25 protein-coding genes are annotated in these 26,158 nt (G+C 64.1%); 11 read left to right on the forward strand and 14 right to left on the reverse strand.

The window, feature by feature from the left end; translation table 11 throughout:
• From B0E51_RS10105 to B0E51_RS10115, 3 genes are read right to left on the reverse strand one after another with little or no spacing between them, the layout of a single operon-like run.
• Nucleotides 1-759, reverse strand: coding sequence for a glycosyltransferase family 2 protein (locus B0E51_RS10105; RefSeq protein WP_077444784.1), 759 nt, complete (start codon nucleotides 757-759; stop codon nucleotides 1-3).
• On the reverse strand, nucleotides 756-1,547 hold the full coding sequence (locus tag B0E51_RS10110) for a beta-ketoacyl synthase chain length factor (protein ID WP_077444785.1): 792 nt from the start codon (nucleotides 1,545-1,547) through the stop codon (nucleotides 756-758). Before B0E51_RS10110 ends, B0E51_RS10105 begins: the two co-directional genes overlap by 4 nt.
• Nucleotides 1,544-2,737, reverse strand: a complete 1,194-nt coding sequence (locus tag B0E51_RS10115; protein WP_077444786.1) for a beta-ketoacyl-[acyl-carrier-protein] synthase family protein — start codon at nucleotides 2,735-2,737, stop codon at nucleotides 1,544-1,546. Before B0E51_RS10115 ends, B0E51_RS10110 begins: the two co-directional genes overlap by 4 nt.
• A gap of 160 nt (nucleotides 2,738-2,897) precedes the next feature.
• Between B0E51_RS10115 and B0E51_RS10120 the strand changes: the two genes are divergently transcribed.
• From B0E51_RS10120 to hemF, 3 genes are all read left to right on the forward strand, one after another.
• The gene (locus B0E51_RS10120; protein ID WP_168172620.1) at nucleotides 2,898-3,605 is read left to right on the forward strand and encodes a YdcF family protein; all 708 of its coding nucleotides are present in this window, start codon (nucleotides 2,898-2,900) and stop codon (nucleotides 3,603-3,605) included.
• Between the two features lie 124 nt (nucleotides 3,606-3,729).
• On the forward strand, nucleotides 3,730-4,170 hold the full coding sequence (locus B0E51_RS10125; RefSeq protein ID WP_077444788.1) for a hypothetical protein: 441 nt from the start codon (nucleotides 3,730-3,732) through the stop codon (nucleotides 4,168-4,170).
• A 129-nt stretch (nucleotides 4,171-4,299) separates the two neighbouring features.
• Nucleotides 4,300-5,202 carry an oxygen-dependent coproporphyrinogen oxidase gene (gene hemF, locus B0E51_RS10130; protein ID WP_077444789.1) on the forward strand — a complete coding sequence of 301 codons (903 nt, stop codon included), beginning with the start codon at nucleotides 4,300-4,302 and terminating at the stop codon, nucleotides 5,200-5,202.
• Nucleotides 5,203-5,245: 43 nt separating this feature from the next.
• Here hemF and B0E51_RS10135 read toward each other — a convergent pair whose 3' ends face one another.
• Nucleotides 5,246-5,911 carry a hypothetical protein gene (locus B0E51_RS10135; protein WP_077444790.1) on the reverse strand — a complete coding sequence of 222 codons (666 nt, stop codon included), beginning with the start codon at nucleotides 5,909-5,911 and terminating at the stop codon, nucleotides 5,246-5,248.
• Nucleotides 5,912-6,055: 144 nt separating this feature from the next.
• Here B0E51_RS10135 and gpmA point away from each other — a divergent pair, with 144 nt between their 5' ends.
• The 4 genes from gpmA (at nucleotide 6,056) to B0E51_RS10155 (ending at nucleotide 8,663) form a co-directional block, all read left to right on the forward strand.
• Nucleotides 6,056-6,799, forward strand: a complete 744-nt coding sequence (gene gpmA / locus B0E51_RS10140; RefSeq protein ID WP_077444995.1) for a 2,3-diphosphoglycerate-dependent phosphoglycerate mutase — start codon at nucleotides 6,056-6,058, stop codon at nucleotides 6,797-6,799.
• 152 nt (nucleotides 6,800-6,951) lie between these two features.
• A complete protein-coding gene (locus B0E51_RS10145) occupies nucleotides 6,952-7,563 on the forward strand; it encodes a DUF6445 family protein (RefSeq protein WP_077444791.1) in 612 nt (203 codons plus the stop codon).
• Between the two features lie 90 nt (nucleotides 7,564-7,653).
• Complete coding sequence (locus tag B0E51_RS10150; RefSeq protein WP_254424493.1) at nucleotides 7,654-8,031, forward strand: cupin domain-containing protein; 378 nt, start codon at nucleotides 7,654-7,656, stop codon at nucleotides 8,029-8,031.
• A 98-nt stretch (nucleotides 8,032-8,129) separates the two neighbouring features.
• Nucleotides 8,130-8,663 carry a DUF1453 family protein gene (locus B0E51_RS10155; protein WP_077444793.1) on the forward strand — a complete coding sequence of 178 codons (534 nt, stop codon included), beginning with the start codon at nucleotides 8,130-8,132 and terminating at the stop codon, nucleotides 8,661-8,663.
• Nucleotides 8,664-8,672: 9 nt separating this feature from the next.
• Here B0E51_RS10155 and B0E51_RS10160 read toward each other — a convergent pair whose 3' ends face one another.
• From B0E51_RS10160 to B0E51_RS10185, 6 genes are all read right to left on the reverse strand, one after another.
• Nucleotides 8,673-9,530 (reverse strand): type 1 glutamine amidotransferase domain-containing protein, encoded by an 858-nt coding sequence (locus B0E51_RS10160; RefSeq protein ID WP_077444794.1) that lies wholly within the window; start codon nucleotides 9,528-9,530, stop codon nucleotides 8,673-8,675.
• 16 nt (nucleotides 9,531-9,546) lie between these two features.
• The gene (locus tag B0E51_RS10165; RefSeq protein ID WP_077444795.1) at nucleotides 9,547-10,848 is read right to left on the reverse strand and encodes an amidohydrolase; all 1,302 of its coding nucleotides are present in this window, start codon (nucleotides 10,846-10,848) and stop codon (nucleotides 9,547-9,549) included.
• A 609-nt stretch (nucleotides 10,849-11,457) separates the two neighbouring features.
• The gene (locus B0E51_RS19600; protein ID WP_077444796.1) at nucleotides 11,458-11,928 is read right to left on the reverse strand and encodes a hypothetical protein; all 471 of its coding nucleotides are present in this window, start codon (nucleotides 11,926-11,928) and stop codon (nucleotides 11,458-11,460) included.
• 127 nt (nucleotides 11,929-12,055) lie between these two features.
• Nucleotides 12,056-13,345, reverse strand: coding sequence for an MFS transporter (locus B0E51_RS10175; RefSeq protein WP_077444797.1), 1,290 nt, complete (start codon nucleotides 13,343-13,345; stop codon nucleotides 12,056-12,058).
• A gap of 31 nt (nucleotides 13,346-13,376) precedes the next feature.
• Nucleotides 13,377-14,495 (reverse strand): cell division protein ZapE, encoded by a 1,119-nt coding sequence (gene zapE, locus B0E51_RS10180; RefSeq protein WP_077444798.1) that lies wholly within the window; start codon nucleotides 14,493-14,495, stop codon nucleotides 13,377-13,379.
• 58 nt (nucleotides 14,496-14,553) lie between these two features.
• The gene (locus tag B0E51_RS10185) at nucleotides 14,554-15,243 is read right to left on the reverse strand and encodes an alpha/beta fold hydrolase (protein ID WP_077444799.1); all 690 of its coding nucleotides are present in this window, start codon (nucleotides 15,241-15,243) and stop codon (nucleotides 14,554-14,556) included.
• Nucleotides 15,244-15,300: 57 nt separating this feature from the next.
• Here B0E51_RS10185 and B0E51_RS10190 point away from each other — a divergent pair, with 57 nt between their 5' ends.
• Nucleotides 15,301-15,894: an ACP phosphodiesterase gene (locus B0E51_RS10190; RefSeq protein ID WP_077444800.1), complete on the forward strand. Its 594-nt coding sequence runs from the start codon at nucleotides 15,301-15,303 to the stop codon at nucleotides 15,892-15,894.
• 152 nt (nucleotides 15,895-16,046) lie between these two features.
• Here B0E51_RS10190 and B0E51_RS10195 read toward each other — a convergent pair whose 3' ends face one another.
• A complete protein-coding gene (locus tag B0E51_RS10195; protein WP_077444801.1) occupies nucleotides 16,047-16,568 on the reverse strand; it encodes a c-type cytochrome in 522 nt (173 codons plus the stop codon).
• A 114-nt stretch (nucleotides 16,569-16,682) separates the two neighbouring features.
• Nucleotides 16,683-16,868 (reverse strand): hypothetical protein, encoded by a 186-nt coding sequence (locus B0E51_RS10200; RefSeq protein WP_077444802.1) that lies wholly within the window; start codon nucleotides 16,866-16,868, stop codon nucleotides 16,683-16,685.
• Between the two features lie 186 nt (nucleotides 16,869-17,054).
• Between B0E51_RS10200 and B0E51_RS10205 the strand changes: the two genes are divergently transcribed.
• The 3 genes from B0E51_RS10205 (at nucleotide 17,055) to B0E51_RS10215 (ending at nucleotide 25,025) form a co-directional block, all read left to right on the forward strand.
• On the forward strand, nucleotides 17,055-18,323 hold the full coding sequence (locus B0E51_RS10205) for an efflux RND transporter periplasmic adaptor subunit (protein WP_077444803.1): 1,269 nt from the start codon (nucleotides 17,055-17,057) through the stop codon (nucleotides 18,321-18,323).
• A gap of 166 nt (nucleotides 18,324-18,489) precedes the next feature.
• Nucleotides 18,490-21,723 (forward strand): efflux RND transporter permease subunit, encoded by a 3,234-nt coding sequence (locus B0E51_RS10210; protein ID WP_077444804.1) that lies wholly within the window; start codon nucleotides 18,490-18,492, stop codon nucleotides 21,721-21,723.
• Nucleotides 21,724-21,899: 176 nt separating this feature from the next.
• On the forward strand, nucleotides 21,900-25,025 hold the full coding sequence (locus B0E51_RS10215; RefSeq protein ID WP_077444805.1) for an efflux RND transporter permease subunit: 3,126 nt from the start codon (nucleotides 21,900-21,902) through the stop codon (nucleotides 25,023-25,025).
• Here B0E51_RS10215 and B0E51_RS19215 read toward each other — a convergent pair.
• The gene (locus B0E51_RS19215) at nucleotides 25,009-25,392 is read right to left on the reverse strand and encodes a hypothetical protein (protein WP_143525874.1); all 384 of its coding nucleotides are present in this window, start codon (nucleotides 25,390-25,392) and stop codon (nucleotides 25,009-25,011) included. The genes B0E51_RS10215 and B0E51_RS19215 overlap by 17 nt on opposite strands.
• A 195-nt stretch (nucleotides 25,393-25,587) precedes the next feature.
• Nucleotides 25,588-25,971 carry a hypothetical protein gene (locus tag B0E51_RS10225; RefSeq protein WP_077444807.1) on the reverse strand — a complete coding sequence of 128 codons (384 nt, stop codon included), beginning with the start codon at nucleotides 25,969-25,971 and terminating at the stop codon, nucleotides 25,588-25,590.
• Nucleotides 25,972-26,158: the final 187 nt, after the last annotated feature.

Here is a 26,158-nt window from a genome sequence, read left to right on the forward strand (position 1 = left end):
TCAGCCAGCCGGCCGATCGCCGGCAATGATCGGTGCAGCGCGCGAACGGCGATGGCTGGCGAGGATGTTGCCGTAATAGATCACCCGACCAATGGTGTAGGTGGTGATGCGGGTGACATCGCGAACCGGCCTGAAATGGCTGCCGCGGAACTCGTCGTGATAACGCGAGGCGATCGGCACCGAGACCACGCCGAGCTTCTTCTCGCGCGAGGCGGCAATCAGGATCGCCGCCTCGAACACGAAGTTCTGCGCCGGCAGATCGACCAGATCGAGTGCCGCGCGCGGATACCAGCGTTGGCCACTCTGGGTGTCGGCGACCGGTTGGGCACAGGCCCAGGAGATGCCCCAGTCGGCAACCGCATTCGCACGACGGCGACCCTTCGGCTGCTGCGCACGATCGAGCATGCGTGCACCCACCACGATATGGTCGGGGTATTGCGCGGCGGCGTTCACGATGCGTGGAATGTCGCTGGCCAGATGCTGGCCGTCACCGTCCATCGTCAGTACCGCGTCGTAGCCCTGCAGCAGCGCTTCGCGGAAACCGTGGCGCAAGGCCTCGCCCTTGCCGTGCCGTTCGGTGTGCCGCAGCAGGGTGACCGGCAGTGTGCCGACGATCTCCGGTGTGCGGTCGTCGGAACCATCGTCGATCACGATCACCGGTGCACCCAGCGCGAGCACGGATTCGACGACCGAGCGGATCGCGGCCTCTTCGTTGAGGCAGGGAATCAGCACGCACCAGCGTGCGACAGCCGTGTTCAAGCGATGCTCCCCATGTCGATCTGCAGTCCCAGTGTAGCGGCAGCATCCAGCTGGCAGCGGCCGTGACCACGAGCGAGCAAGGTAAGCAATGGCAATGCTGCGGCCGAGGCATTGGCTTCACGCCAGCCGGCCAACGGCTCAGCCAGCTCGGTGCAGATTAGTCGCGGGGTCAAGGTCAGATCCAGCCGGGCCAGCGAGGCCGCACTCGCTCCCGGCACCAGCACGAGCGCACAGCCGAATGGCTGGCTGCAGCCAGTGACTTCAAGCAGGGGTTGGGTGCCGGCGGTATCGCTGCATGTCAGCAGCACTGGTTGCTGTTCGGCCAGCACCTGGCTGACCGCTTCCAGCAGGCCGGCGCCGAAGCTGAAGCGCTGTGCCGCCACGGCTGTGGAGGGTGCGAGGCAGCCGGTGGCGATCGTCCAGTAGCCGACCGCCGCGTTATGTACCGAGTTGTGGAAGCGGATCGGCGATAGCTCGGCCGGTGCTTGTGCCAGCGTGGCGCACATGTAGTCCGTGATCGGCTGGTCGCCGTGAGCGGAAGCGAACACGCAGGCCAGCGTGGCAGGGTCGCGACCGCTCATCGTGATCGCCTGGCCGGCGACTTCCGCTGCCAGCAGCACGCTTTCCGGTGCGCGTCGGCGTTCGTTCGGCGGCAGCGTGGCGGCGCCAGGTCGGGTCGCTGGCAGTGTCGGCATGCTGCCGGCCAGCAGCGATGTGAATGCAGCGAAGTCCGCCAGCTGCGGCGACCACAGCCCGACGCCTTCGACGTAGACGCGCAGCGTGTTCATGCGGCAAAGCCGGCGCGGGCGAACGCGAGGCAGGCATTGTTGCCACCGAAGCCGAACGAGTTGCTGAGTGCCACATCGACGCGCTGCTGTTCGTTGTGCCAGGCGAACTGTTCGCCGCAGATCGGATCGGGCGTGCTGCCGCCGAGGTTGCCGGGAATCAGGCCGTGCTCGATCGCCTGCAGCGCGATGGTCGCCTCGACGATACCGGCGGCGCCCAGCGTATGGCCAGTGAAGCCCTTGGTGGAGCTGGCCCGTGTGCGTGCCGGAAAGGAGCGGCTGACCAGGGCGGCTTCGACCTCGTCGTTCTTCAGGCTGGCTGTGCCATGCAGGTTGATGTAATCGACCTGCGCCGCGTCGAGGCCGGCGCGCGCCAGCGCATCGCGCAGCGCCAGTTCGGCGCCGAGTCCGTCCGGATGCGGGGTGGACATGTGGTGCGCGTCACTGGCTTCGCCATAGCCGAGCAGCTGGGGCGCGGCCGGCGCGACATCGGCCCGTTCCAGCAAGGCGAAGCCCGCCGCCTCGCCGATCGAGATGCCGTTGCGCGCCGCGTCGAATGGCCGGCACGGTACGGATGACACCAGCTCCAGTGCGTTGAAGCCGAACAGCACGCTGTCGCACAAGGTATCCACGCCGCCGACCACGGCCGCATCGACCAGACCAAGCCGGATCATCCGTTCGGCACTCGCGAACACCTTCGCGCTTGAGGAGCAGGCGGTCGAAATCGTCAGGCATGGTCCCTCCAGCCCCAATGCTGCGGCGGCGAAGCCGACCAGCGAATGCGGCGCGTGGATCGCCGGGCGGAGCATGTCGTCGGCGAAGCCGCCATCGGGGTCGAGCCGGCGATACGCTTCCTCGGTGGCGCCGATGCTGGCCGTGGAAGTACCCAGCAACAGCGCGATGCGACCGGCACCGTAGCGTTCGCGCGCAGCGTGTACGCGATCGAGGAAGCCGTCCTGATTCAGGCCGAGCCAGGTCAGCCGGTTGTTGCGGCATTCCCATGCGGCCAGGGCAGCGGGCAAGGAAGCATCCTCCACGCCATCGACACGGCCGACCCAGCAGTCCAGCGGTGCGCTGCTGAAATCGTTCGGGCGCAGGCCGCTGCGCTCGTGCCGTAGCGCGTCGAGCTGGGCTGCCAGGCCGTGGCCGATGGCCGAGGTGGCGGTATACGCGGTGATCGCGAGAGGGGTCATCAAGGCAGGCATCACGAAAGCCTAGCGGTCGCCCCGAGGCTTGCCTAGCCTGCGGTGGGCTCGCCAACAGGCGGTTACGCATCGTGGCCATGCCAGCATGAAGCTGCCGCGAACCCTGTGCCGGCCGGTTAAGCTGGCGCGCCTTCGCCGCTCACCGGTCATGCCCGTGCCCCTCAGCCCTGCACCTCGAAGCCCATGGCACTATCTGCGCGACCGCGACATACAGCACGCGGCGGCGGTCACCGTGCTGGCAGTGCTGCTGAGTGGCGGCCTGGTCTGGCTGGGTTACCTGATCCATGTCTGCCGCGTTGCCGCGCGCAGCCCGCTGGCGCCGCCGCGGCGGATGATCGCGCTGGTATTCGGGCGGCGGCTCGAGCGCGACCGGCCGGAGCACGACTACCAGCTGCGCCTGCAACGCGCGCTGACCCTGACTCAGCAGCAACAGACCGCTCATGTGCTGCTGCTCGGTGGCTGCAGTGGCGGCCAGTGCAGCGAGGCGGCGGCTGGCCACGCCTGGTTGCAGCAGCATGGCCTGTCCGCCGATGTGCAAGTGGAGCTGGAGCAGGAGTCGGTCGATTCACTGGAGAACCTGCGCCACGCGCGTCGTCTGCTGCAGGCCCAGGCGGGACAGGCAGGATTGCCGCCGGTGGCCCTGGTGACCAGTCGCTATCACCTGGCCCGTTGCCTGTTGCTGGCGCGCCACCTGGGTTTCGACAGCCAGCCGGTTGCCGCGGAAACGGAGTTGCCGTGGCAGTGGCGCTATCTGGGCCTGCTACTGATCGAGGCCGGTTACCTGATGTGGATCGATCTGGGCCTGCGCTGGGCACAGCTGATCGGTCATCGGCGGATGCGCGCGCGCATCAGCTGATGCATGGCCACCAGTGGCGCAAGCCGCAGGCGTCGTCACGTCGTGCGCTGGCTTGTGCACTGCGTGATGCCCCGGCAGACTGCGCAGGCCGTGCGTGTTGCCGGCCTATCCAAGGGGGAAGAAGATGGCGCGTTCACGCTTGCTGTTGCTGTTGTTGCTGCCTTTGCTGTTGCTGACCATGGCGTTCCGCCAGGTGCCGTTGCTTGATGTGCCACCGATCAACGTGCCCAGCGGTCTTACCGCCGTGCAGGTGAGCAAGGCGGTCAAGGGTGCCTTGCTCGGCCGCGGCTGGACCATCACCGCCGAGCACGCTGACGGCATCGATTCGACCCTGATCGGCAACGATTACACCGCCAAGATCCACGTCGCTTTCGATACCACGCAGATCAAGATCAGCTACGTCGACAGCACCAACCTCAAGTATGAGGTGAAGCAGAACGGTCAGCGCATGATCCACACCAATTACATGGGCTGGATGCATTACCTGAGCGGCGACATCAGCCGCGATCTGGAGCTGATTTCCGCGGGTGCGGGTGGTCTTCCGGCCGCTGCTCCGGCTGGCTGACAGCGGGAGAGATAGCGGTTGCGACGGTCCCGCATGTGGGGCCGTCGTCGTTTCGCGACCCCTCGCCGCCGCCTATCGCGCCCGGCGCCTTGCTAAGCTCCGCGTTGGCGTCGAACCCGGGAACATGATGTGAGCCAGCAAGCCGACCGTGCCGAAATCTTCCTGCGTGAATTGCAGGATCGCATCTGTACCGCGATCGAGCAGGTCGATGGTGGCGCGCATTTCGTCGAGGATGCATGGACACGTGCGGCCGGTGGCGGTGGCCGTACACGGGTGTTGCGCGATGGCGCGGTATTCGAGCAGGCCGGAGTCAACTTCTCGCGGGTCAGCGGCAACCAGTTGCCGCCCAGCGCGACCGCGCACCGGCCGGAACTGGTCGACGGCAGCTTCATCGCCACCGGCGTGTCGCTGGTGCTGCATCCGAAGAATCCGCACGTGCCGACCACGCACGCGAATGTGCGCTATTTCGAGGCCAGCAAGGAAGGTGTGGAGCCGGTGTGGTGGTTTGGCGGCGGCTTCGATCTCACTCCGTTCTATCCGGTGGGCGAGGACGTCGTGCATTGGCACACGGTCGCGCGCGATCTGTGTACGCCGTACGGTGCGGACGTGTACCCGCGCTACAAAAAGTGGTGCGATGAGTACTTCTACCTGAAACACCGCGAGGAGACGCGCGGTGTCGGAGGGCTGTTCTACGACGATCTGAACGAGGGTGGTTTCGAGCGCTGCTTCGCGTTCACCCGTGACGTCGGCCAGGGCCTGCTCGATGCCTATCTGCCGATCGTCGCGCGCCGCAAGGACACGCCGTACGGCGAGCACGAGCGCGAGTTCCAGCTGTATCGGCGAGGGCGCTACGTGGAATTCAACCTGGTCTACGATCGCGGCACGCTGTTCGGCCTGCAGTCGGGTGGCCGCACCGAATCGATCCTGATGAGCCTGCCGCCGCGGGTTCGCTTCGAATACGCCTACACGCCCGAACTCGGTTCGGCCGAAGCGAAGCTGGCCGATTACCTGAAACCGCGCGACTGGCTGTAAAAGTACGGCTCCACCATTGCGGCGGAGCCGTTGTCGGCAAGCATCAGTTGGTCGGCATCTCGCCGCTGAACTTCACTACCGTGGCGCCTTTCACCGGGCCGATCTGTGCGCTGTCGCTGACCTTCAGCACCACGTCGCGGCGGAATTCCAGCGTGCCTTGCACCACCGCGTGCGGGCCGATCACCACCAGCGGTGTGTGGCTGTTGTAGTTGAACCAGCCGCTGGGCTTGTCGACCAGGATGCCGCCTTCGACATGCGAGTTCGGGCCGATCGTGATGTCGCCGCCGACGGTGCTGACGCCACCGGCGACGTGGGCGCTGTCCAGCACGATCGCGCCGTTGACGTTGCTCAGCTTGCCGCCGACATCAGCGCCCGGGGCCAGATGCAGCCGGCCATTGACGGCGTCGATCTGGCCGCTGACGCGGCTGCCGCTGCCCAGGCTGATCGCGCCATTGACGGTGCCCAGCTCGCTGGCTTGCGCCTTGTCGCCCAGGTCGATCGAACCGTTGACCGTGCTGGCCTTGCGCACACTGGCGCCGTCGGCAATATGCACCGCGCCGTTGACCGTGCTGACATTGCCCACCCGCTGCCCCGCCGTGACCTGCACCGAGCCGTTGACCTTGTCAACATCGTTGTCCTGCGCGGTGGCCAGCAGCGGCAGACCCAGCGCGAGCGTGGTGAGGATGAGAACCGTCGAAAGACGACGCATGGCTTGTCTCCGTGTGTGAATGGTGCGGTTAGGATGCTCCGTCGGGGCGATCGGTTTAGCATGACCTGTGGCAGGGGCCGCATTTGACGATGCCGGAGCCGGCCTTCACCATTCGCGGTTTACCGCATCCTGATGAGCGCAGCCATGCACAAGCTGGTACTGATCCGCCACGGCCAATCGCAGTGGAACCTCGACAACCGCTTCAGCGGCTGGGCTGACGTCGACCTCACCGAACAGGGTATGGCCGAGGCGCAGGAAGCCGGCCGGTTGCTGCAGGCCGAGGGTTACACGTTCGACGTGGCGCATACCTCGGTGCTCAAGCGCGCGGTGCGCACGCTGTGGGGCGTGCAGGATGCGATGGGCCTGATGTGGCTGCCGGTCGTCACCGAATGGCGGCTCAACGAACGTCACTATGGCGCATTGACTGGCCTCAACAAGGCCGAGACCGCAGCGAAGTACGGCGAGGAGCAGGTGAAGGTCTGGCGGCGCAGCTACGACATCCCGCCGCCGCCACTGGAGCGCAGCGCCAACGAGGCGGTGCACGACCCGCGCTACGCCAGCCTCGATCCGCATGACATCCCCGATACCGAGTGCCTGAAGGACACCGTGGCACGCGTGTTGCCGTACTGGCACGAAGTGCTGGCGCCGGCGATCCGTTCCGGCCAGCGCGTGCTGGTGGCCGCGCACGGCAATTCGCTGCGCGCGCTGGTGAAATATCTCGACGATATTTCCGACGAGGCGATCGTCGAGCTGAACATCCCCAACGGCGTGCCGCTGGTGTACGAATTCGACGAGCAGCTCAGGCCGTTGCGTCACTACTACCTCGGCGATGCCGAGGCGATCGCGGCGAAGATGGCTGCGGTGGCGAACCAGGGCAAGGCGAAGTAGGCGCGCTGCCGCCGTTCAACCGGGTGCGACATGATCTTCCGCATGCAACCTGAGTAGCGCATACCGACGCCTCGTGATCGAACCCCCGCGTCACGCGCCGGATCGCGAGCTTGTTCCGACCACCGAAATGGATTCCGCCAGGCTCACCCGTAATGCCCACCTCTCTGATCATTGTCGATGATTTCCTCGAAAACGCCCATGAGCTGCGAAGCTCGGCGTTCCGGCTGACGTATCCGCCGCAGGAGGCTCCTTACCCGGGGCGCAATTCGCAGGAGCGCATCGAAATCAGCGGGCTTGTGCAACAGGTCTCGCACCTCGTGGCCGAGCCATTGAAAGTCATCTCGCCACTTCAGTCGCACGCCAAATGCCGGATCTCGCTGGCGGCGGACAAGGGCACGGCGAAGGTGCACATCGATCCGGGCACCTACTGGTCGGGTATCCTGTACCTCAGTCGACCCGAGGATTGCGTCGGTGGCACGGAGTTCTTCCGTCATCGCCGCACCGGAACGGACCACGCGCCGATCGATCCGCGGGAGCGCGCTCGGCTCGGCTATGCGTCGGATGCGGAGATGTATCGCGACATCATCGAGAGGGACAGCAGCGATGATTCGCAGTGGGAACTCACCATGCAGGTGCCGATGCGTTTCAATCGCCTCGTCCTGTTGCGGCCGTGGCTGTGGCATACCGCCGGACCGTCGTTCGGCGACAGTATGGAAAACGGCCGTCTGGTTTACCTGATGTTCTTCGCCTCGGCCCTGTCGTAACAACTGCGTCACTACTATCTCGGCAATACTGACGCGGTCGCGGCGAAGATGGTCGCGGTGGCGAACCAAAGCAAAGCGAGGTAGCACGAAATGGACATGCCAGTCGGCACTTCCCCGAAAAAAATCGCTGCGGCGTTGACCGAATACTGGTCGCCACGTGTCGTGGGCGAAATAGATGGCTCCTACGTCAAGGTGGCCAAGGTGCTGGGCACGTTCGGCTGGCACAGCCATGACGACGAGGATGAGTTGTTCCTGATCCTCGCAGGTCAGCTGCGCATCGAGATGGAAGTCGGCGCGGTCGAGCTTGCCGAAGGCGAGATGTTCGTGGTGCCCAAGAGTGTCAGGCACAATCCTGTCGCGGCGACGGAATGCCTGCTGATGCTGATCGAGCGCAAGTCGACTCTGCATACCGGCAACGTCGTGACGGAGCGGACGCGTTCGCTGGCCGAGCAGCTGGGCAACGGCTGACCCCGTAGCCTGGCGTCCTGGCGAAGGGTGACAAACGTCAGTCGTCAGCCGCCGTTCGCTCGATTAAGCTGGGCGCCGTCCATCCCGTGGTGCCGTCCATGCCTGCCCATCTGACCAATTACCTGATCATGCTGCCGCTGCTGGCATGGATCGTGTGGCGGCGCGTGAGCCGCCAGTTCGGCCGCCAGCCGATCCAGCGCAAACGGATGATCGCGCGCATCGCGATCTTTGCGGTGATTGGCTGCCTGCTGAGCCTTGCCGGCCTGCATAGCATCCAACTGCTCGAGGGACTGCTCGTGGGGGTGCTGATCGGCGCGCTGATCGGCATGGTCGGGCTCAGGCTCACCCGCTTCGAAGTCGATCCGGTCAAGGGCGACTGCTATGTGCCAAATCCGTGGATCGGTGCCTTGCTCACCGTGTTGCTGCTCGGCCGACTGATATGGAAGGTCATGCAGATGCAGCAGGTCTCTGCCGCCGCGCAGGCAGCAGGCTATCCGCCGAGCTATGCCTATAGCCCGTTGACCATGCTGGTGATCGGCCTGCTGGTCGGTTATTACATCGTCTATTTCAGCGGGTTGCTGATTCATCACCGCCGCTTTCAGCAAAAGCATCCGGGTACGAAGGCACTGTAAGCGTCGCGGTTACGGTCTGGCGAACAACGATGAAAATTCCTTGGCGAAGCGATGTACGTCGCCGGGCCAGCGCGCGGAGAGATAGTTGCCGTCGCGCACCACGAAAGCGGGTGACGCATCGCGCGCGCTGTCGCGGGCTAGGCCATTCGTCTTGCGGCGGTAATCCGGCGCGTCGTGCGGCACGTCTAGAAAGTCCCGTGGATCGGCCAGTGCACGCGTCACTTCCTGCTGCACCGACATGTAGCCGACCGGCTGGCCGGGTGCTTCGGCATAGGTGCGGTAATAGAGCGGATCCCAGAAGCGGCTGATCCGCGCCGTCGCCCAGGCCTTCTTTTCCAGTGCCCAGGTCAGTGCAGTGGTGCGACGGCCGTGCAGCACCGACTTGCCATTCGCCGAACGGCTGCGCGCCGCCAGCAGCACGCCATGGCAGATCGCGGCGACCGGCTTGTCCGCGGCGAAGAACGCAGCGACCAGGTTCTGCAGCAGCGGACTCTCCAGATACTCGCGCATGCCGCGTGCCCGATGTCCGCCCGGCAGCAGCAAGCCGTCAAACGCCGATGCGTCCAGTGCATCCCAGCGCAGCGGTGCACGGAACGCGGCATTCTTCTGCATCGCCGCATAGTCCTTGCGCGCATCGGCGTTCGCGCGCAGCAGCAGGCCGACCAGGCGCAGGCGGTTCAGTCCCGGCAGCCAGCCCCACGGATCGAGGCCGATGCCGCTGAGCATCAGCTCGTCGGCGCTGGCAGGTTGCCCATCGGGCGTGGCGAAGATTACCGCGTGTCCGGCGGCGTGCAGCGTGTACCAGCTCGCCGCAACTTCGGAGGGATCGAAATCGCGGTGCGGCAGTGGAATCAGGATGCGGGCCATGCGCGTGGTCCGTCTCTCACGAAGCCGGTGCGTTGAGATAATCCAGACTCGCCTGCAGCATCGACTCCATCCCGATCTTCAATGCGCCTTCGTCGAGATAGAACTTCGGCGAGTGGTTGGCCGGTGCCTTCGAGGCATCCTGACCCAGCGGGGTGGAGCCGACGAAAAAGTACACGCTGGGCACCGCCTTGGCGAAATAGGCGAAGTCCTCCGAGGCCATCCACGGTTTCGCTTCGATCACATGCACGTTGCCGAGCGCCTTGCCGATACTGCTGCGTACGCGGGCGGCGAGCGCGGGATCGTTGACCAGGATCGGATTGCTGTCGCCCACCGGGATCTGTTCTTCGACCGTCGCGCCGTTGGCGGCGGCGATGTGCTCGGCGATGCTCTTGAGGTTGTCGATCGCCTGCTGGCGCATGTCGGCATCGAACGTGCGCAAGGTACCCTGCAATTCCACCTGGTCCGGCACGATGTTGTAACGCGAGCCACCCTCGACGATGCCGAAGCTCAGCACCGCCGGCAGCGTGCTGATGTCCAGCTTGCGGCTGACGATGGTCTGCGCGGCGCTGATGATTTCGGCCGAAGTGACGATCGGATCGACTCCGTTCCACGGCATCGCGCCGTGCGTCTGCCGCCCGTGCACCACCATGCGGAACCAGTCCGAACCGGCCATCGTCGGCCCCGGCCGCACCGCCACGGTACCCACATTGAGCGAGCTGACCACGTGCATGCCGAACATCGCATCCGGCTTGAAGTCGCGGAACAGGCCTTCCTTCAGCATCAGCGAAGCGCCACCTTCCTCACCCGCCGGCGCACCTTCCTCGGCCGGCTGGAACACGAACAGTACCGAACCGTGCAGCTGCTTCTTCATGCCGCTCAACGCCTGCGCCATGCCCAGCAGCATCGCGGTGTGCGCGTCGTGGCCGCAGGCATGCATCACGCCGGTCGGCTTGCCGCGGTATTCGCCCTTGGCCTTCGAAGCAAACGGCAGGTCCACTTCCTCGGTCACCGGCAGCGCATCCATGTCGGCACGGATGGCCAGCCGCGGGCCGGGCAGGTCGCCTTTCAGCAACCCCACCACACCGGTATGCGCGATGCCGGTATGCACTTCCAGCCCCAGCTTCTTCAGTTCGGCGGCGACCAGTGCCGAGGTGCGCACCTCGCGGTTACTCAGCTCGGGATGCTGGTGGATATCGCGCCGCCACGCGGTGACCTGTGGCAGCTCCTGTTGCGCCATCGCCTGCATGCTGGGGGTATCGGTGGCGTGCAACGGTGCGATCGCAGCGGCGAGCGCGAGAAAGAACAGGGTGCGGCGCATGGGTATCTCCTCTGGGGGACGACCGATGCTAGCGCGTGGTTGTGGTGCGCTGCGATTCTTTTGATAGCGATTCGTCGAAAAAGCGCGGTGGCGTCCAGATCACGGAAATGGATTCGTTGGTGCTTAAGATCGCTTTCGGTGGTCAGAAGCGGACGTTCAGTGCCTTGTCGTTACGTCGACAGCAGAAGGTGACATGACTTGACCGTGCGGGCCAAATTCCTGAAGAAGTTTGCCAGACGGTGAGTAGTAAAGTAGGAGGGTTCGCATCTCGACTATTACTGGATTGCCACGGTCGTCCTCATAGTTTGGACCTGCACCAACGGTCCACCTACCAGAGCTAAAAGACGCAACGAAATCGCAGCGAACTGTATGAAGGTCATTCAAAGTGTGCGCGGGATTTTGGCAATAGCTTGCAGATGCCTGTCTCGCAAGTTCGATGATTTGTTCTTTCGTCAACTTGATGTCGGAGGCTGCAACGCTTGTCGCAAGCAACAAGAAAGCAAAAAAACTTTACCAATCATGCGAATGCCCTGAATGTTTAGAGGCGTTTCAGATTCTGACACTGAAAATGTTCGTTTTGAACGGCGACCGAAGACCGAACTTGTCACGCTACCGGGAAAAGTCCTTCGGTACATTGGCATCGATCCAGTGGGTGATGAATTCCTCAAGCGCCACACGTTGCGGAACCTCGATACCGGCTTCCCGGACAAACGCCGCAGCGGCCTTGATGAAAGATTGCTTCGACTGACTGGAGGCTTGTCGGGCGGCGGCCTGCTTCTGCCGGAGCTGGACGATATGCGGCGATGGCTGCCCGGGCTTGGCGAACTTCTGGTAGCGACGCAGTTCGTCGGCTGCGAGTTCCGTGTCGAATGTTGCCTGCAGCGTTGCCTGCGCGGCTTTCAGCAGCTGGACCAGGCAACCGGCGGCGCTGGTCAGTTCCATGGTTGTTTCGTTCGAGGCTAAAAGAATCCGGGCAAGTAGTGGCGAAAGCGCCGCGCCAGCAACCGGGGAAGTGGATTCACCAAGCAGCTCCAGGTGATTCAAGAAGCCGGCTTGGGGAAAGGACATCTTCGTTGCCATGAGAAACCCGACTGTGAGGAGCGTGGACAATACGCCCTTATACGTTGCCCCACGCCGTCAACGGCTTGGTATCTCGCGACGATGCATTCCATGCCATGCGACAGCTACCCAAACGCATCGTGGCAACCTACGCCCGATGCAAGATGCGCTTTTCCGGGTTGCGATATACCAGCGCGGTGGCAATCAATCCGCACAGCGCCGCGCACGACAGCCACAGCCCCGGTGCGGCGTTGTTGCCGGTGAGATGGATCAGCCATTGCGAGATCGCCAGGCTCGAACCGCCCAGCGTCGTAGCGAGGCTGTAGGCGAGCGAGAATCCGGCGGTGCGTACCTCGACCGGCATGATTTCGGTGAGCGCCACCACCAGAGCGCCGTTATAGCTGGCGTAGATGAAGGACAGCCACAGTTCCACGCCGAGCAGTCGATCGAAACCGGGGCTGGCCACCAGCCAGTGCAGCACCGGATACGCGGTGAGCAGGGCGAGCACGGTACAGGCGAGCAGCAAGGGCCAGCGACCGATGCGATCGGACAGCGCGCCCATCAGCGGCAGCCAGATCAGGTTGGAGATGCCGATGCACAGCGTCACCACGAACACGTCGGACTGCGACAGCTTCAACACTTCCTTGCCGAAGGTCGGTGTGTACGCGGTGATCAGGTAGAACGACACCGTGGTCATCAGCACCATCGCCATGCCGAGCAGCACGATGCGCCAGTGGGTGAGCATCGAGCGGTAGATTTCGCTGGCGCCCAGGCGATGCTTGCGGGCGAGGAAGGCCTCGGTTTCCTGCAGCGAACGGCGGATCAGGAACACGAACGGCACGATCAGGCAGCCAATCAGGAACGGCACGCGCCAGCCCCAGTCGCTCATCGCCTGCGGCGAGAGCCAGCGTTGCAGCAACAGGCCGAGCAGGGCCGCGAACATCACCGCGACCTGCTGGCTGGCCGATTGCCAGGAACAGTAAAAGCCGCGATGTCCCGGTGTGGCGATCTCGGACAGGTAGACCGACACGCCGCCCAGCTCCACGCCGGCGGAGAATCCCTGCAGCAGGCGTCCAGCCAGTACCAGCAGCGGCGACACCGCACCGATGGTGGCGTAGCCCGGTACCGCTGCGACCATCAAGGTGCCGACGGCCATCATCGCGAGGGTGAGGATCAATCCCTTGCGGCGGCCGTGATGATCGATGTACGCGCCCAGCACGATCGCGCCGATCGGCCGCATCACGAAGCCCGCGGCAAAGGTCAGCAGGGTCAGCAGCAGCGACGCATACGCGTTGTGGCTGGGGAAATACGTGCGCGCGATGGCCGAGGCGTAATAGCCATAGACCATGAAGTCGTACATCTCGAGGAAATTGCCGCCGACGACGCGGAAGATCGCCTTGACATTGTCGCGGCGCGAGCGGGTCGGCGTGGCATTCATGGCTGGATGCTATGGGGCATGGCGATCGAGGCTAGTCCGCGCGGTGTTCCAGCGCCAGATAGTCCTTGCTCTGCATCTCGATCAGGCGTGATTCGGTGCGGCCGAATTCGGCGCGCAGGCGCTCGCCGTCGTACAGCTCGGTGATCGATGCGGCAGCGGACAGCACCAGTTTGACGTGGCGGTCGTAGAACTCATCGACCAGTTGCACGAAGCGCTTCGCGGCGTCTTCGCTGTAGATGGTGAACTGCGGCACGTTGGAGATGATGATCGCCGGGCCCGCCTTGGCCAGTGCGATGTAGTCGGCGACCGCACGCGGGCCTTCGCACAGCGCGTCGAAATCGAACCACAGGATATTGTCGGCGCGTTTGCGGAACGGAATGTCGCGGCCGTTGATCGGCAGCGAGCCGTCCTGCTGGATGGTGCCACTGGCCTGGCTGCTGAAGATGCGCCCCAGCGCACGCTCGGCTTCGGCGCCGGGCGGGGTCAGATACACCGGCGCCTGCGCCAGCGCACGCAGACGCCAGTCGTGCGACGAGGCCATCTCGACCACGTGGCAGCGCTGTTCGATCAGTACGATCGCAGGCAGGAAACGGACGCGTTGCAGGCCGTCCTTGTAGAGATTGGCTGGTGCGGTGTTGGAGGTGGTGACCAAGGTCACGCCGCGCGCGAACAGCGCGTCGAGCAGGTTGGCCAGGATCATCGCATCGCCGATGTCGTTGACCAGGAATTCGTCCAGGCACAGCACGCGGCAGCGCTCGGCGAGGCCGGCGGCCACCTCGACCAGCGGACTCTGGCGTTCACCCAGCGCGCGCAGGCTGTCATGCACCTCGCCCATGAAGCGGTGGTAGTGCCGGCGCAACGCGACGCCGTGCGGCAGGCTGGCCACGAACAGGTCCATCAGAAAGGTCTTGCCACGACCGACCGTACCCCACAGGTACAGGCCGGGGACGGCCTCCGGCTGATCGTTGCCGAGCAGGGATTTTAGCCGTCCGAACAGTCCGCTGCCTGTTTCGGGTTGCACGCACAGCGCGGCATGCATGCGGTCGAACTCGGGCAGCAGCGCCAGCTGGGTGGGATCGGATTCCCAGCGATGCGCGGCGACGCCTTCCAGGTAGCGCGCACTCGGCGCGAGTGGTGGGGTTTCACTCATGGAACGGCGTCTTGGATGAGATGGATGGGTGAGCGTCAGGCGCGATCGGCGACATGCTTCACGGCTGGCGTGGCGGCGGCAGCCAATCGCGCGCGGTGTGCTTCACCGCGCCGCGCAGATCCATCAGTCGGCGATGGAAGAAATGGCCGGTCTCGGGCATGCGCACCAGTTCCGGCGGCACCGCGAGGCTGTCGATCCAGTCGAACACCGCCTGCGGTTCGACCACCTCGTCTTCCTCGCCCATCACCACCAGCCAGGGACAGCCGGGCGGGGTGATCGATTCGAACGACCAGCGGCCGGCTGGCGGGGCGATGCTGATCAGCGCCCTGGCGTGCAGCTTGGCGGCGTTGCGGATGGTGACGTAGCTGCCGAACGAGAAGCCGGCCAGCCACAGCGCATCGTCCGGTCGCATGCGATGTACCCAGGCGACCACGGCGGCCAGGTCATCGCCTTCACCGTCGCCGTTGTCATATGTGCCTTCGGAGGCGCCGGTGCCGCGAAAGTTGAAGCGCACGGTGTCCAGCCCGGATTCGCGCAGTGCGCGCTCGACCATGGTCACCACCTTGTTGTGCATGGTGCCGCCCTGAACCGGGTTCGGATGGCAGACCACGGCGACGCCACGACGCGCGCCGGCTGGTTCGGCCACATCGCTGACAGCTTCGAGCTTGCCGGTGGGACCGTCGAGCATGAAACTGGCGGTGATCTCGGGAAAGCTGGCAGGTTCGGCGGGGAGCTCGGTGGGATTCATGCACACGATGATAACCGTCGATCGGGTCCGCCGCCCGTGGCCGTGCGGTCACGTTCGATGAATCACCTCGCGCATACGTTGCTGGCCGGTGACGACGAGTGGCTGCAGCTGGGCGGCATGCTGGGCGACTTCGTGCACGGTCAGCCCGATCCGCAGCTGTTGCCACCGCGGGTGATCGCCGGCATTCGCCTGCATCGCGCGATCGATGTGTATACCGACGCCCATCCCGAGGTGCTGGCGGCCAAGGCGCAGCTGCCGCCACCGTACCGGCGTTATGCCGGGATCCTGCTGGACATGTGGTTCGACCATTGCCTGGCGCAGGATTTTCCGCACTGGTGCGCGCAACCGCTTGGGGACTATTCCGCTGCGTTGCGCAGGTTGCTGCATCGTCATGATGCCTTGTTGCCGCCGGCGCTGCGGCGATTTCGCGACTACATGGATGCGCATGGGCTGCCGGCTGGTTATGCCCATCGCGCAATACTGGGGCACGCGCTGGCGGGGATCGGTCAACGCTTGAGCCGGGACAATCCGCTGAATTCGGCATTACCTGTGCTGGTGGCGCGGGAGGCGGTGCTGCAGGAGCACTTCGAGATGTTTTTTCCGCAGTTGCAGGTGTTTGCGCAGGGGTGGATCGAGGTACATGGAGGCTAAAGGCTGCGCGTGATGTGCTTCCTCCCGGGAGGGTTGGGGAGGGGTGCTTTTGATCTTCCGGCAAGCGCTGGCAACCCCATCCTGCAGGGGAAGGGGGCAAACGAAAACGCCGCCCGAGGGCGGCGTTTGGCTTTGCTTTATTGAAGCGGGCCTTACTTGGCCTGACCGACGATCCAGGTGACGGCAGCCTTGACCTGCTCGTCGGTAAGCGCCGGATTGCCGCCCTTCGGCGGCATGAAGTTGCCATCCGGGCCGTGGTACCCCTCGGTGGCATGCTTGATCAGGGTGTCCAAGCCTTCGGCGATGCGCGGGCCCCACATCGACTTGTCGCCCAGCTTCGGTGCGCCGGCGACGCCGGAGGTATGACAGCTGGTGCACAGATTCTGGTAGATGGTCTTGCCGTCGGTGGTGCCGCCGTAGGCGACCTGCGAGGCGGCGGCCTTGGCGGCTGCGTCGGCGGCGGCCTGCATCGCGGCGCGGCCGGTATTGCCGGCGTAGACGGCGCCGGCCGGAGCGATCCGCTCGGCAATCTGTGCCGGCTGGTCCGGATTGGTCTCGTGCGGCGCGTGCTCGTAAATCGCCAGTGCCGAGAAGATCAGCACCACCGTCAGCACTGCCAGGCCGCCGATCATGACGGAGAACTGGCGCAGGACGCTCTGATCGGATTTGCTCATGGGACCGCTCACGCACGTACTCCTGTCAGTGGGCAGGGCGGCAGGGCCACGATGGCCGTCCCGGCATGCCTGATTTGCTTGTACTGGATCACCGGGAGCCGTGGAAGCACGGCATCAATGCCCGGTTGCCGCCAGACCCGTGATCCGGATCAAACAGACAGCCAGTCGCGGATTATAAACGAAGCGCGAGGCAAGTTTCAGGCCTCCGTGCAGGGTCTCGAACGGTGGTGCCCGGTTTTCGTTGCGCTTGTCGCAACCCTTGCTGCAGGCCGCGCAGCGGCGGCCCCTGCCATCGGTCATGGCCCACCCCTGTCAACCGGCATTGTTCAAGTTCGTTCAACTGCCCCTATGCTTTCGCCCCGAGAGAAGTCGGTCGGACTTTGTCCAGGCGGGTGAAGCCGACAAGCTTCGTACACATCAGAAATGCATACTGCGCGATGGTGTGCCCGGTAGTCGCGCCGTTCCAGTTCAGTCCAGGAGTTTCACATGTCGCGTTTTTGGAAGATCGCGTTGATCGTCATTGCCGTGGTCGTGGTGGTCGCGATCGGCTTCCGGCTGCTGCACACGCCGGCTGCAACCAGCGGCAGGCACCGGCATGGGGCCGCTGCGGATACCAGCGCTGATTCGAGCAAGGATGGACAGGCCGGCCAGGACAATGCGCCGGTGCCGGTCACGGTCGAGCCGGTGGTGAGCCAGAACGTGCCGATCTACCTGACCGGTCTGGGCACCGTGCAGGCGCTCAACACCGTGACGATCAACTCGCAGGTCGCCGGGCAGATGATGAGCATCAATTTCACCGAGGGCCAGTCGGTGAAGAAGGGCGATCTGCTGGCGCAGATCGATCCGCGTACCTTCCAGGCGAACTATGACCAGGCGGTCGCCAAGCAGAAGCAGGACCAGGCCCTGCTCGCCACCGCGCAGAGCACGCTCAAGCGCAACCAGGCATTGGTGGCCAGCGGTTACGTGGCCGCGCTGGACATGGATACCTTCCGCAACAACGTGGGACAGCTGACCGCCACCGTTGCGGCCGACGAGGCCGCGATGCATTCGTCCAAGGTGCAGCTGGATTTCACCCGCATCATCGCGCCATGCGATTGCGTCACCGGCATCCGCAGCGTGGATCCGGGCAATGTGGTGACCACCAGCACGGCCATCGTCACGTTGACCCAGGTGCACCCGATCTATGTGATTTTCTACCTGCCCGAGCAGAACCTTGAAGTCGTGCGCAATGCGTTCAAGGGTGGCGCCCAGCTCGAGGTGGCGGCGCTGGATCGTACCGACTCCCATCCGCTGGCCAATGGCGGCGTGCTGCAGGTGATCGACAACCAGATCGACACCAGCACCGGCACGTTCAAGCTGCGTGCGCAGTTCCCCAATGCAGACAACACCTTGTGGCCGGGCCAGTTCGTCAACGTGCAGCTGAAGGTGCGCACGGATGCGGGCGGTCTGGTGATCCCGGCACAAGCCGTGCAGCGCGGCCCGGATGGCGATTACGTGTATCAGCTGCAGGACGACAAGACGGTGAAGATGCAGCCGGTGACGGTGGCCAATGAAGTGGGCGCCAGCCACGTGATGATCAGCAAGGGTCTGGCGGTGGGTGACCAGGTGGTCACCGAGGGCCAGTTCCGGCTCAAGCCCGGCAGCAAGGTGCAGGCGCTGAAACCCGGCGAAGTACCGGCAGCGCCTTCCGCCGCCGAGCTGCAGAAGTCCAAGCAGAACGGTCAGAAGGGTGGTGGCCGCCGTGGCGGTGGCTGACAAGCTGCGCTTCGTGTTGCGGGTGATGCCGGCGTATTCGCCGCTCACCTGCAGCGGCCGGCTCATGCGAAATCTGCATCCATGCCGTCCTGATTCGCCCGGATTTGATGCCGTACTTCCATTGATGGTCGACCACGACCACGCCTACTGACGGTTGCGACGCCCCATGGGATTTTCGACGCTCTTCATTCGCCGGCCGATTGCCACCTCGCTGCTGATGGTGGCGATCCTGCTGCTCGGCATCCTCGGTTACCGCCAGCTGCCGGTGTCGGCGCTGCCGGAGATCGAGGCGCCCAGCCTGGTGGTGACCACGCAATATCCGGGTGCCAGTGCCGCCACCATGGCTTCGCTGGTGACCACGCCGCTGGAGCGCAACCTCGGTCAGATCTCCGGCTTGTCGATGATGACTTCCGATTCGTCGGCCGGTCTGTCGACGATCGTGCTGCAGTTCAACATGGATCGCGACATCGATATCGCGGCGCAGGACGTGCAGTCGGCGCTGAACCAGGCACGCGGCACGCTGCCCAGCACGCTGCCGTATCCACCGGTGTACAACCGGGTGAATCCGGCCGATGCACCAATCCTCACGCTGGAGCTCACTTCCGACAGCCTGCCGCTGCGCGATGTGAACAACTACGCCGATTCGATCCTGGCGCAGAAGCTGTCGCAGGTGCAGGGCGTTGGTCTGGTGTCGATCGCCGGCAACGTGCGCCCGGCCGTGCGCGTGCAGGTGAATCCGGCGCAGCTGTCGAATCTCGGCATGACCATGGAGGACGTGCGCAGTGCGCTCACCCAGGCCAACGTGAACGCGCCGAAGGGCACGCTGAACGGCGCCACGCAGAGCTACAGCATCGGCACCAATGACCAGCTGGCCACCGCCGCGGAATACAAGAACACCATCATCAGTTACCAGAACAATTCGGCGGTGCGTCTCTCCGACGTGGCCAACGTGGTGGATGGTGCGGAGAACGACCAGCTCGCCGCATGGGCGAACGGCAAGCCGGCGGTACTGCTGGATATCCGTCGTCAGCCCGGCGCGAACATCGTGCAGACGGTGGAGTCGATTCGGCAGATCCTGCCGCAGTTGCGCGCGGTGCTGCCGGCCAATGTGCATCTGGATGTGTTTGCCGACCGCACGGTGACCATCCGCGCCTCGGTGCACGATGTGGAGTTCACCCTGCTGTTGACCATCTTCCTGGTGGTGGCGGTGATCTTCGTGTTCCTGCGCCGGTTGTGGGCCACCGTGATTCCGTCGGTGGCGGTGCCGCTGTCGCTGCTGGGCACGTTCGGCGTGATGGCCTTCACCGGCATGTCGCTGGACAATCTCTCGCTGATGGCGCTCACCGTCGCTACCGGCTTCGTGGTGGACGATGCGATCGTGATGATCGAGAACATCGTGCGCTACATCGAACAGGGCAAGGACGGCAAGGAAGCGGCCGAGATCGGTGCGAAGGAGATCGGCTTCACCGTGCTGTCGCTGACCGTGTCGCTGGTCGCGGTGTTCCTGCCGCTGCTGCTGATGCCAGGCGTCACCGGCCGGCTGTTCCACGAATTCGCGTGGGTGCTGACCATCGCGGTGACCATCTCGATGCTGGTGTCGCTGACCCTGACCCCGATGATGTGCGCCTACCTGCTCAAGGCCGACCAGTTGCCCGAGGGTGACGACGCGCATGAACGTCATGCCGCAGCCGGCAAGAAGAACCTGTGGACGCGCACCGTCAACGTCTACGAGAGCTCGCTGGACTGGGTGCTCGATCATCGTCCGCTGACCATGCTGGTAGCCGGCGCCGCGGTAGTGCTTACCGTGTTCCTGTACATCGTGATTCCCAAGGGTCTGCTGCCCGAACAGGACACCGGCCTGATCACCGGCGTGGTACAGGCAGATCAGAACGTGGCGTTCCCGCAGATGGAGCAACGTACCCAGGCGGTGGCCGAGGCGTTGCGCAAACAGGCCGGTGTGGCCGGTGTGGCGGCCTTCATCGGCGCCGGTTCGGTCAACCCCACGCTCAACCAGGGCCAGCTCAGCATTGTGCTGAAGGATCGCGGCGATCGCGCCAGTCTGGACACGATGGTGGCGAACCTGCAGGCTGCAGCGGCAGGCATTCCTGGCATCGCGTTGTACCTCAAGCCGGTGCAGGACGTGACACTCGACAGCCAGGTGTCTGCCACCGAATACCAGTACTCGATGTCGGACGTGAACGCTACGGAGTTGTCCGGTTATGCCAACCAGATGACCCAGGCGATGCGTCAGCGCCCGGAGCTGGCCGACGTCGGCAACAATCTTGCTGACCAGGGCACGGCGCTGAAGCTGACCATCGATCGCGACAAGGCCAGTCGGCTCGGCGTGCCGGTGCAGACCATCGACGACACACTGTACGACTCGTTCGGCCAGCGCCAGATCTCGACCATCTTCACCCAGCTCAACCAGTACCGCGTGGTGCTCGAAGTGGCGCCGCAGTTTCGCACCAGCACCTCGCTGCTGAATCAGTTGGCGGTGAAGAGCAACGGCAATGGTGCGCTCACCGGCAGCAATGCGACCAGTTTCGGCCAGGCCGCGTCGAGCAATTCGTCGACCAGCACCGGCATCAATGTCGCCAATACCGGTGTGATCATCGGCACCGGCAGCATCATTCCGATTGCCTCGCTGGCGACGTCGGAGGTCACCACCTCGCCGCTGGTGGTAAGCCATCAGCAGCAGCTGCCTGCGGTGACGGTTTCGTTCAACCTGGCACCGGGCTATTCGCTGTCGCAGGCGGTGGATGCGATTCACGATATCGAGAAGCAGATGAACTTCCCGCCACAGGTGCGTGGCCAGTTCATCGGCAAGGCGGCGGAGTTTTCCTCGAGCCTCGGTGATGAAGTACTGCTGCTGCTCGCGGCGATCATCGTGATCTACATCGTGCTGGGCGTGCTGTACGAGAGCTACATCCACCCGCTGACGATCATTTCCACGTTGCCGCCGGCGGGTGTCGGCGCGCTGCTGGCGCTGATCCTGTGCGGCATGAGCCTGTCGGTGGACGGCATCGTCGGCATCGTGCTGCTGATCGGTATCGTCAAGAAGAACGCGATCATGATGATCGACTTCGCGATCGAGGCGAAGCGCACCGGCCTCAACGCGCACGATGCGATCCGCCGCGCCTGCCTGCTGCGCTTCCGTCCGATCATGATGACCACCGCAGCCGCGATGCTCGGCGCGCTGCCGCTGGCGCTGGGTAACGGCATCGGTTCGGAACTGCGTCGGCCGCTCGGCGTATCGATTGTCGGTGGCCTGCTTTTGTCGCAGCTGGTGACGCTGTACACCACGCCGGTGATCTATCTGTACATGGAGCGTTTCTCCGACTGGCTCGCCGCGCGCCGCGAACAGCGTGCACTCCGGCACGCGAGCCAGGACGCTGCGTGATGCAGCCCATGTTCCACCGGGACCCCGCCATCGCGGGAGTCCCTGGTGGACAATGAAGCAGTTGGCCGCTCATCTCCGTATCACTCAACCATTTTGCGGTTGATGCGTTAGCACGGGATGAGACTTTCACGCGCCGCCTGGCATAACGTCATCCGTACCCTGGTCAAGCTTGATCCATGAATATCTCCGGACCGTTCATCCGCCGCCCGATCGGCACCTCGCTGCTGGCGATCGGCGTCTTCGTGATCGGCGTGATCTGCTACGCGTTGCTTGGTGTCGCCGCACTGCCGGACATGCAGCTTCCGGTGATCTTCGTCCAGGCCAGCCAGGCCGGCGCCAGTGCCGGCAACATGGCCTCCACCGTCGCCGCGCCATTGGAGCGTCATCTGGGCCAGGTACCGGGCATCGACACGATGCGCTCGTCCAGTTCGCTGGGCAGCACCCAGGTGTTCCTGATGTTCAACACCAGTCGCAACCTGGATGCCGCCGCGCGCGACGTGCAGGCGGCGATCAATGCGGCGCAGTCGGATTTGCCGTCCGGACTCAACAACCCGCCCAGCTACGAGAAGGCCAATCCGAACGACGATCCGATCATTGCCTTCGCGCTGACGTCAGACACGCAGTCCACGCGCGACCTGTACGACGTCGCCGATTCGCTGCTGGCGCAGCGGCTGCGTCAGCTCGAGGGTGTGGCTTCGGTGGATATTGCCGGTGCCTCGACGCCGGCGGTGCGCGTCGACGTGAATCTGCGCGCACTCAATGCGATGGGTTTGTCGCCGGACGATCTGCGCAACTCGCTGATCGCGGCCAACGTGACCTCGCCGCAAGGCTTTCTGAGCGACGGCCATACCACCATGGCGGTGACCGCGAATGACGCCCTGCACGACGCCGATGATTTCGCCAAGCTGATCATTTCCAACCAGAAGGGCGTGGCGGTAAGGCTGTCCGACGTGGCCAAGGTGTATGACGGCACCCAGGACGCGTATCAGGCAGCCTGGTTCCAGGGCAAGCCGGCGATCCTGATGTACGTCTACAAGCAGTCCAATGCGAACATCATCGGCACGGTGGATAGGGTCAAGGCCACCATCCCTGAACTGCGCAGTTATCTGCAGCCGGGTACCACGCTGACTTCCTATTTCGACGGCACGCCGACCATCCGCGCGTCGCTGCACGAGGTACAGGCCACGTTGCTGATCAGCCTGGCGATGGTGGTGCTGACGATGGCGCTGTTCCTGCGTCGGCTGGCGCCCACACTGATCGCGGCGGCGGCGGTGCCGCTGTCGCTGGCCGGTGCGGCCACGCTGATGTATGTGCTTGGCTACACCCTCAACAACCTCACCTTGCTTGCGCTGGTGATCGCGATCGGTTTCGTCGTCGACGATGCGATCGTGGTGATCGAGAACATCGTGCGGCATATCGATCAGGGCATGACGCGGATGCAGGCGGCACTGGCCGGTGCGCGCGAGATCGGCTTCACCATCGTCTCGATCACCGGTTCGTTGATTGCGGTGTTCATCCCGCTGCTGTTCATGGGCGGCATCACCGGCATGTTCTTCAAGGAATTCACGATGACGCTGGTAGCGGCAATCGTGATCTCGGCGGTGGTGTCGTTGACCCTGACGCCATCCATGTGTGGTCATTTCATGCGGGGGCATCGGCAGGCCGCCGAATCGTCGCGCTGGGGTCTGGCCATCGACCGCTTTCACGAACACATGCTTGCGGTCTACGTCCGTGCGTTGAATTTCTCGCTGCGACATGCCCTGCTGCTGTCGCTGACGCCGCTGATCCTGATCGGCGTCACCATGTTCCTGTTCACGCAGGTCAAGACCAGCCTGTTTCCGCCGCAGGACACCGGCCTGATCCGCGGTCGCGCGACGTCGGGCGCCACGGTGTCGTTCCAGGATTCGGTCAATCGTCAGCAGCGCCTGATCGACATGCTGCTGAGGGATCATGACGTGGCCACAGTGGGCTCTCGTCTCGGCAGCAGCCGGCAGGGTGCCAGCGGCTTCTTCGACATCCAGCTGAAGACCCATGCCGAGGGGCGCAAGGACGACACTTTCGCGGCGCTGGCGCGGCTCAGCGCTAAGGCAGCGAAGTATCCCGACCTGAACGTGCGTCTGCGCCCGATCCAGGATCTACCCAGCTTCAGCGGTGGCGGCACCAGTCAGGGCGCGCAGTATCAGATCTCGCTGCAGGGCGACGATCTGGCTGAATTGCAGGCATGGCTGCCGAAGCTGGTCACCGAACTGAAGAAGAATCCGCAACTGAGGGATGTGGGCAGCGACGTGGACGATGCCGGCCTCGAGCAGGATATCGTGGTCGACCGCGACAAGGCTTCGCGGCTGGGGCTCTCGATGGGCACCATCGATGGCGCGTTATACGACGCCTTTGGCCAGCGTCAGGTATCGACCATCTACTCCGACCTCAACCAGTACAAGGTGGTGATCAACGCATTGCCGAACCAGACGGCGTCGCCGGCCTCGCTGGACAGCACCTATGTACGTTCGACCAACAACAAGATGATTCCGCTGACCGCGTTCGCGCACCAGCAGGCCGGTCTGGCACCCACCCAGGTGACCCACGAGAACCAGCAGACCACAATGGATCTCAGTTTCAATGTGGCGCCGGGCGTGAGTCAGGGCGAGGCGTTGCAGGTGATCCAGGCCACCGCCAAGAACATGCGCATGCCGGGCGACATCAAGCTCAACGTGGGCGGTGATTTTCGTCGCTTTCAGCAATCGCAGAGCGGCATGCTGTGGCTGGTGCTGGGTGCGGTGCTCACTGTCTATATCGTGCTCGGCATGCTGTACGAAAGCCTGATTCACCCGGTGACGATCCTGTCCACCCTGCCTGCGGCTGGCGTGGGCGCACTGCTGGCGTTGTGGCTCACCAATACCGAGTTGTCGGTGATTGCGCAGATCGCGATGGTGCTGTTGATCGGCATCGTCAAGAAAAACGCGATCATGATGATCGACTTCGCTCTTGTTGCCGAACGCGAGCACGGCAAGAATCCGTTGGAGGCCGCGCGCGAAGCCTGCATCGTACGCTTCCGCCCGATCATGATGACCACGATGGTCGCGATCCTTGCCGCCTTGCCGATCGCGATCGGCCTCGGTGAAGGCTCCGAACTGCGCCGCCCGCTCGGTATCGCCCTGATTGGCGGCCTGCTGATCTCGCAAAGCCTCACCCTGCTCAGCACCCCGGCGCTGTACGTGATCTTCTCGTGTCTCGCCGCTCACTGGAAAAGCTGGCGGTTGAGCCGGCAGGAGCGTTCGCGCCGGATCATCACCGTGCGCGGTTGATGACTCGTGTATGGCACGTCAATTCTGGGTCTGCCCCAGTGGATGTTGTATGTGCGGTTTTGCCTTCATGCACACGGCTTGTTAACCCCATGCTGGGTATCACTACATCCATTCCACCAATGCAGATGCGTTTGTTGTTCGCCCGAAGCAGGAGATTTTCAATGAAGATGACTCGCCATACCCTGATGTGCACCATCTCGCTGGGCGCCATATTGGCCCTGAGCGCGTGTGGCAAAACCGACGACTCGGCTTCGCAAGTACCCGCAACGCCACCTCCAGCAGCCACCGCGGCTGCGCCGACAATGGCGCCGGCGCCCAGCGCTTCCACCCAGTCACCGGCTGCCAGTGGTTCCGCGATGACGCCCATGGGCAGCGGTTCTTCCGCGCAGCCACCCGCCAGCGGTGGGTCTTCAGGCTCGGGGAATTGAATCAAGGCAGCGCGACCAAGGCCGTGATTTCTTCGACGATTGAGCGCCTGAGGTAATTCAAGACAGGAACGCGGCTTGGCCGCGTTCCTGTTTACGCGAGGCGACGTGAATCCCCTTGCGTGGCGAGCGTGGATTCATGGCGTGAAAGCCGCCAACGTCGATGTGGTGGCTTCAGTTTGCAGCGACAGACCGGTGCAGGCGTGGAACTGTGCAGCCAGCTGCCGATGCAGCGTCGCACGTTCGGCCGGTGTGCGGTCGACACTGTGCAGTTCCACGTGCCGCCATGCGGCTACGCTGGCCAGCTGCGGCCCCATCACCTCCGAATGCCGCCGGCTGTCGCCCTGCCAGAACACGGCGACCCAGCCTTCTTCCTGTTCGGCATGCGACTCGTCGACCGGCAGGATCAGCGTGCCGTCCTGCAGCGACAGCGCACATTCGTGGCCATCGGCATGCTGGCAGGTATACAGCGGCTGCAATCCGGCGATGAAATCGACGATGGACTGACTGAGGCGACTCATTGCGTTTCCTTGTCCGTGTGAGAGGTGTCCTGGCGTTGTGGCGTGGAATCCGTCGTACCGAAGTGACTGGTGCGGGCCCTCCATGCCCGATGCATGGTACTGGTACGCCCCATGTTCTCGCGCGGACCCTTGTCTCAATGCAGTGGCTCGATGGCTATTTGCCTGCACGGTGGTGCCAGCGGCGCTT

Source organism: Rhodanobacter sp. C05, assembly GCF_002001165.1.
Lineage (GTDB): Bacteria > Pseudomonadota > Gammaproteobacteria > Xanthomonadales > Rhodanobacteraceae > Rhodanobacter.

What these genes read in the sequence shown, in the direction of transcription:
- B0E51_RS10110 (WP_077444785.1), bottom strand. Translation starts at nt 1,547, where the DNA reads ATGAACACGCTGCGCGTCTACGTCGAAGGCGTCGGGCTGTGGTCGCCG.
- B0E51_RS10115 (WP_077444786.1), bottom strand. Translation starts at nt 2,737, where the DNA reads ATGACCCCTCTCGCGATCACCGCGTATACCGCCACCTCGGCCATCGGC.
- B0E51_RS10120 (WP_168172620.1), top strand. Translation starts at nt 2,898, where the DNA reads ATGCCCGTGCCCCTCAGCCCTGCACCTCGAAGCCCATGGCACTATCTG.
- B0E51_RS10125 (WP_077444788.1), top strand. Translation starts at nt 3,730, where the DNA reads ATGGCGCGTTCACGCTTGCTGTTGCTGTTGTTGCTGCCTTTGCTGTTG.
- B0E51_RS10135 (WP_077444790.1), bottom strand. Translation starts at nt 5,911, where the DNA reads ATGCGTCGTCTTTCGACGGTTCTCATCCTCACCACGCTCGCGCTGGGT.
- gpmA (WP_077444995.1), top strand. Translation starts at nt 6,056, where the DNA reads ATGCACAAGCTGGTACTGATCCGCCACGGCCAATCGCAGTGGAACCTC.
- B0E51_RS10145 (WP_077444791.1), top strand. Translation starts at nt 6,952, where the DNA reads ATGCCCACCTCTCTGATCATTGTCGATGATTTCCTCGAAAACGCCCAT.
- B0E51_RS10150 (WP_254424493.1), top strand. Translation starts at nt 7,654, where the DNA reads ATGGACATGCCAGTCGGCACTTCCCCGAAAAAAATCGCTGCGGCGTTG.
- B0E51_RS10155 (WP_077444793.1), top strand. Translation starts at nt 8,130, where the DNA reads ATGCCTGCCCATCTGACCAATTACCTGATCATGCTGCCGCTGCTGGCA.
- B0E51_RS10160 (WP_077444794.1), bottom strand. Translation starts at nt 9,530, where the DNA reads ATGGCCCGCATCCTGATTCCACTGCCGCACCGCGATTTCGATCCCTCC.
- B0E51_RS10165 (WP_077444795.1), bottom strand. Translation starts at nt 10,848, where the DNA reads ATGCGCCGCACCCTGTTCTTTCTCGCGCTCGCCGCTGCGATCGCACCG.
- B0E51_RS19600 (WP_077444796.1), bottom strand. Translation starts at nt 11,928, where the DNA reads ATGGCAACGAAGATGTCCTTTCCCCAAGCCGGCTTCTTGAATCACCTG.
- B0E51_RS10175 (WP_077444797.1), bottom strand. Translation starts at nt 13,345, where the DNA reads ATGAATGCCACGCCGACCCGCTCGCGCCGCGACAATGTCAAGGCGATC.
- zapE (WP_077444798.1), bottom strand. Translation starts at nt 14,495, where the DNA reads ATGAGTGAAACCCCACCACTCGCGCCGAGTGCGCGCTACCTGGAAGGC.
- B0E51_RS10185 (WP_077444799.1), bottom strand. Translation starts at nt 15,243, where the DNA reads ATGAATCCCACCGAGCTCCCCGCCGAACCTGCCAGCTTTCCCGAGATC.
- B0E51_RS10190 (WP_077444800.1), top strand. Translation starts at nt 15,301, where the DNA reads ATGAATCACCTCGCGCATACGTTGCTGGCCGGTGACGACGAGTGGCTG.
- B0E51_RS10195 (WP_077444801.1), bottom strand. Translation starts at nt 16,568, where the DNA reads ATGAGCAAATCCGATCAGAGCGTCCTGCGCCAGTTCTCCGTCATGATC.
- B0E51_RS10200 (WP_077444802.1), bottom strand. Translation starts at nt 16,868, where the DNA reads ATGACCGATGGCAGGGGCCGCCGCTGCGCGGCCTGCAGCAAGGGTTGC.
- B0E51_RS10205 (WP_077444803.1), top strand. Translation starts at nt 17,055, where the DNA reads ATGTCGCGTTTTTGGAAGATCGCGTTGATCGTCATTGCCGTGGTCGTG.
- B0E51_RS10210 (WP_077444804.1), top strand. Translation starts at nt 18,490, where the DNA reads ATGGGATTTTCGACGCTCTTCATTCGCCGGCCGATTGCCACCTCGCTG.
- B0E51_RS10215 (WP_077444805.1), top strand. Translation starts at nt 21,900, where the DNA reads ATGAATATCTCCGGACCGTTCATCCGCCGCCCGATCGGCACCTCGCTG.
- B0E51_RS19215 (WP_143525874.1), bottom strand. Translation starts at nt 25,392, where the DNA reads ATGGGCGTCATCGCGGAACCACTGGCAGCCGGTGACTGGGTGGAAGCG.
- B0E51_RS10225 (WP_077444807.1), bottom strand. Translation starts at nt 25,971, where the DNA reads ATGAGTCGCCTCAGTCAGTCCATCGTCGATTTCATCGCCGGATTGCAG.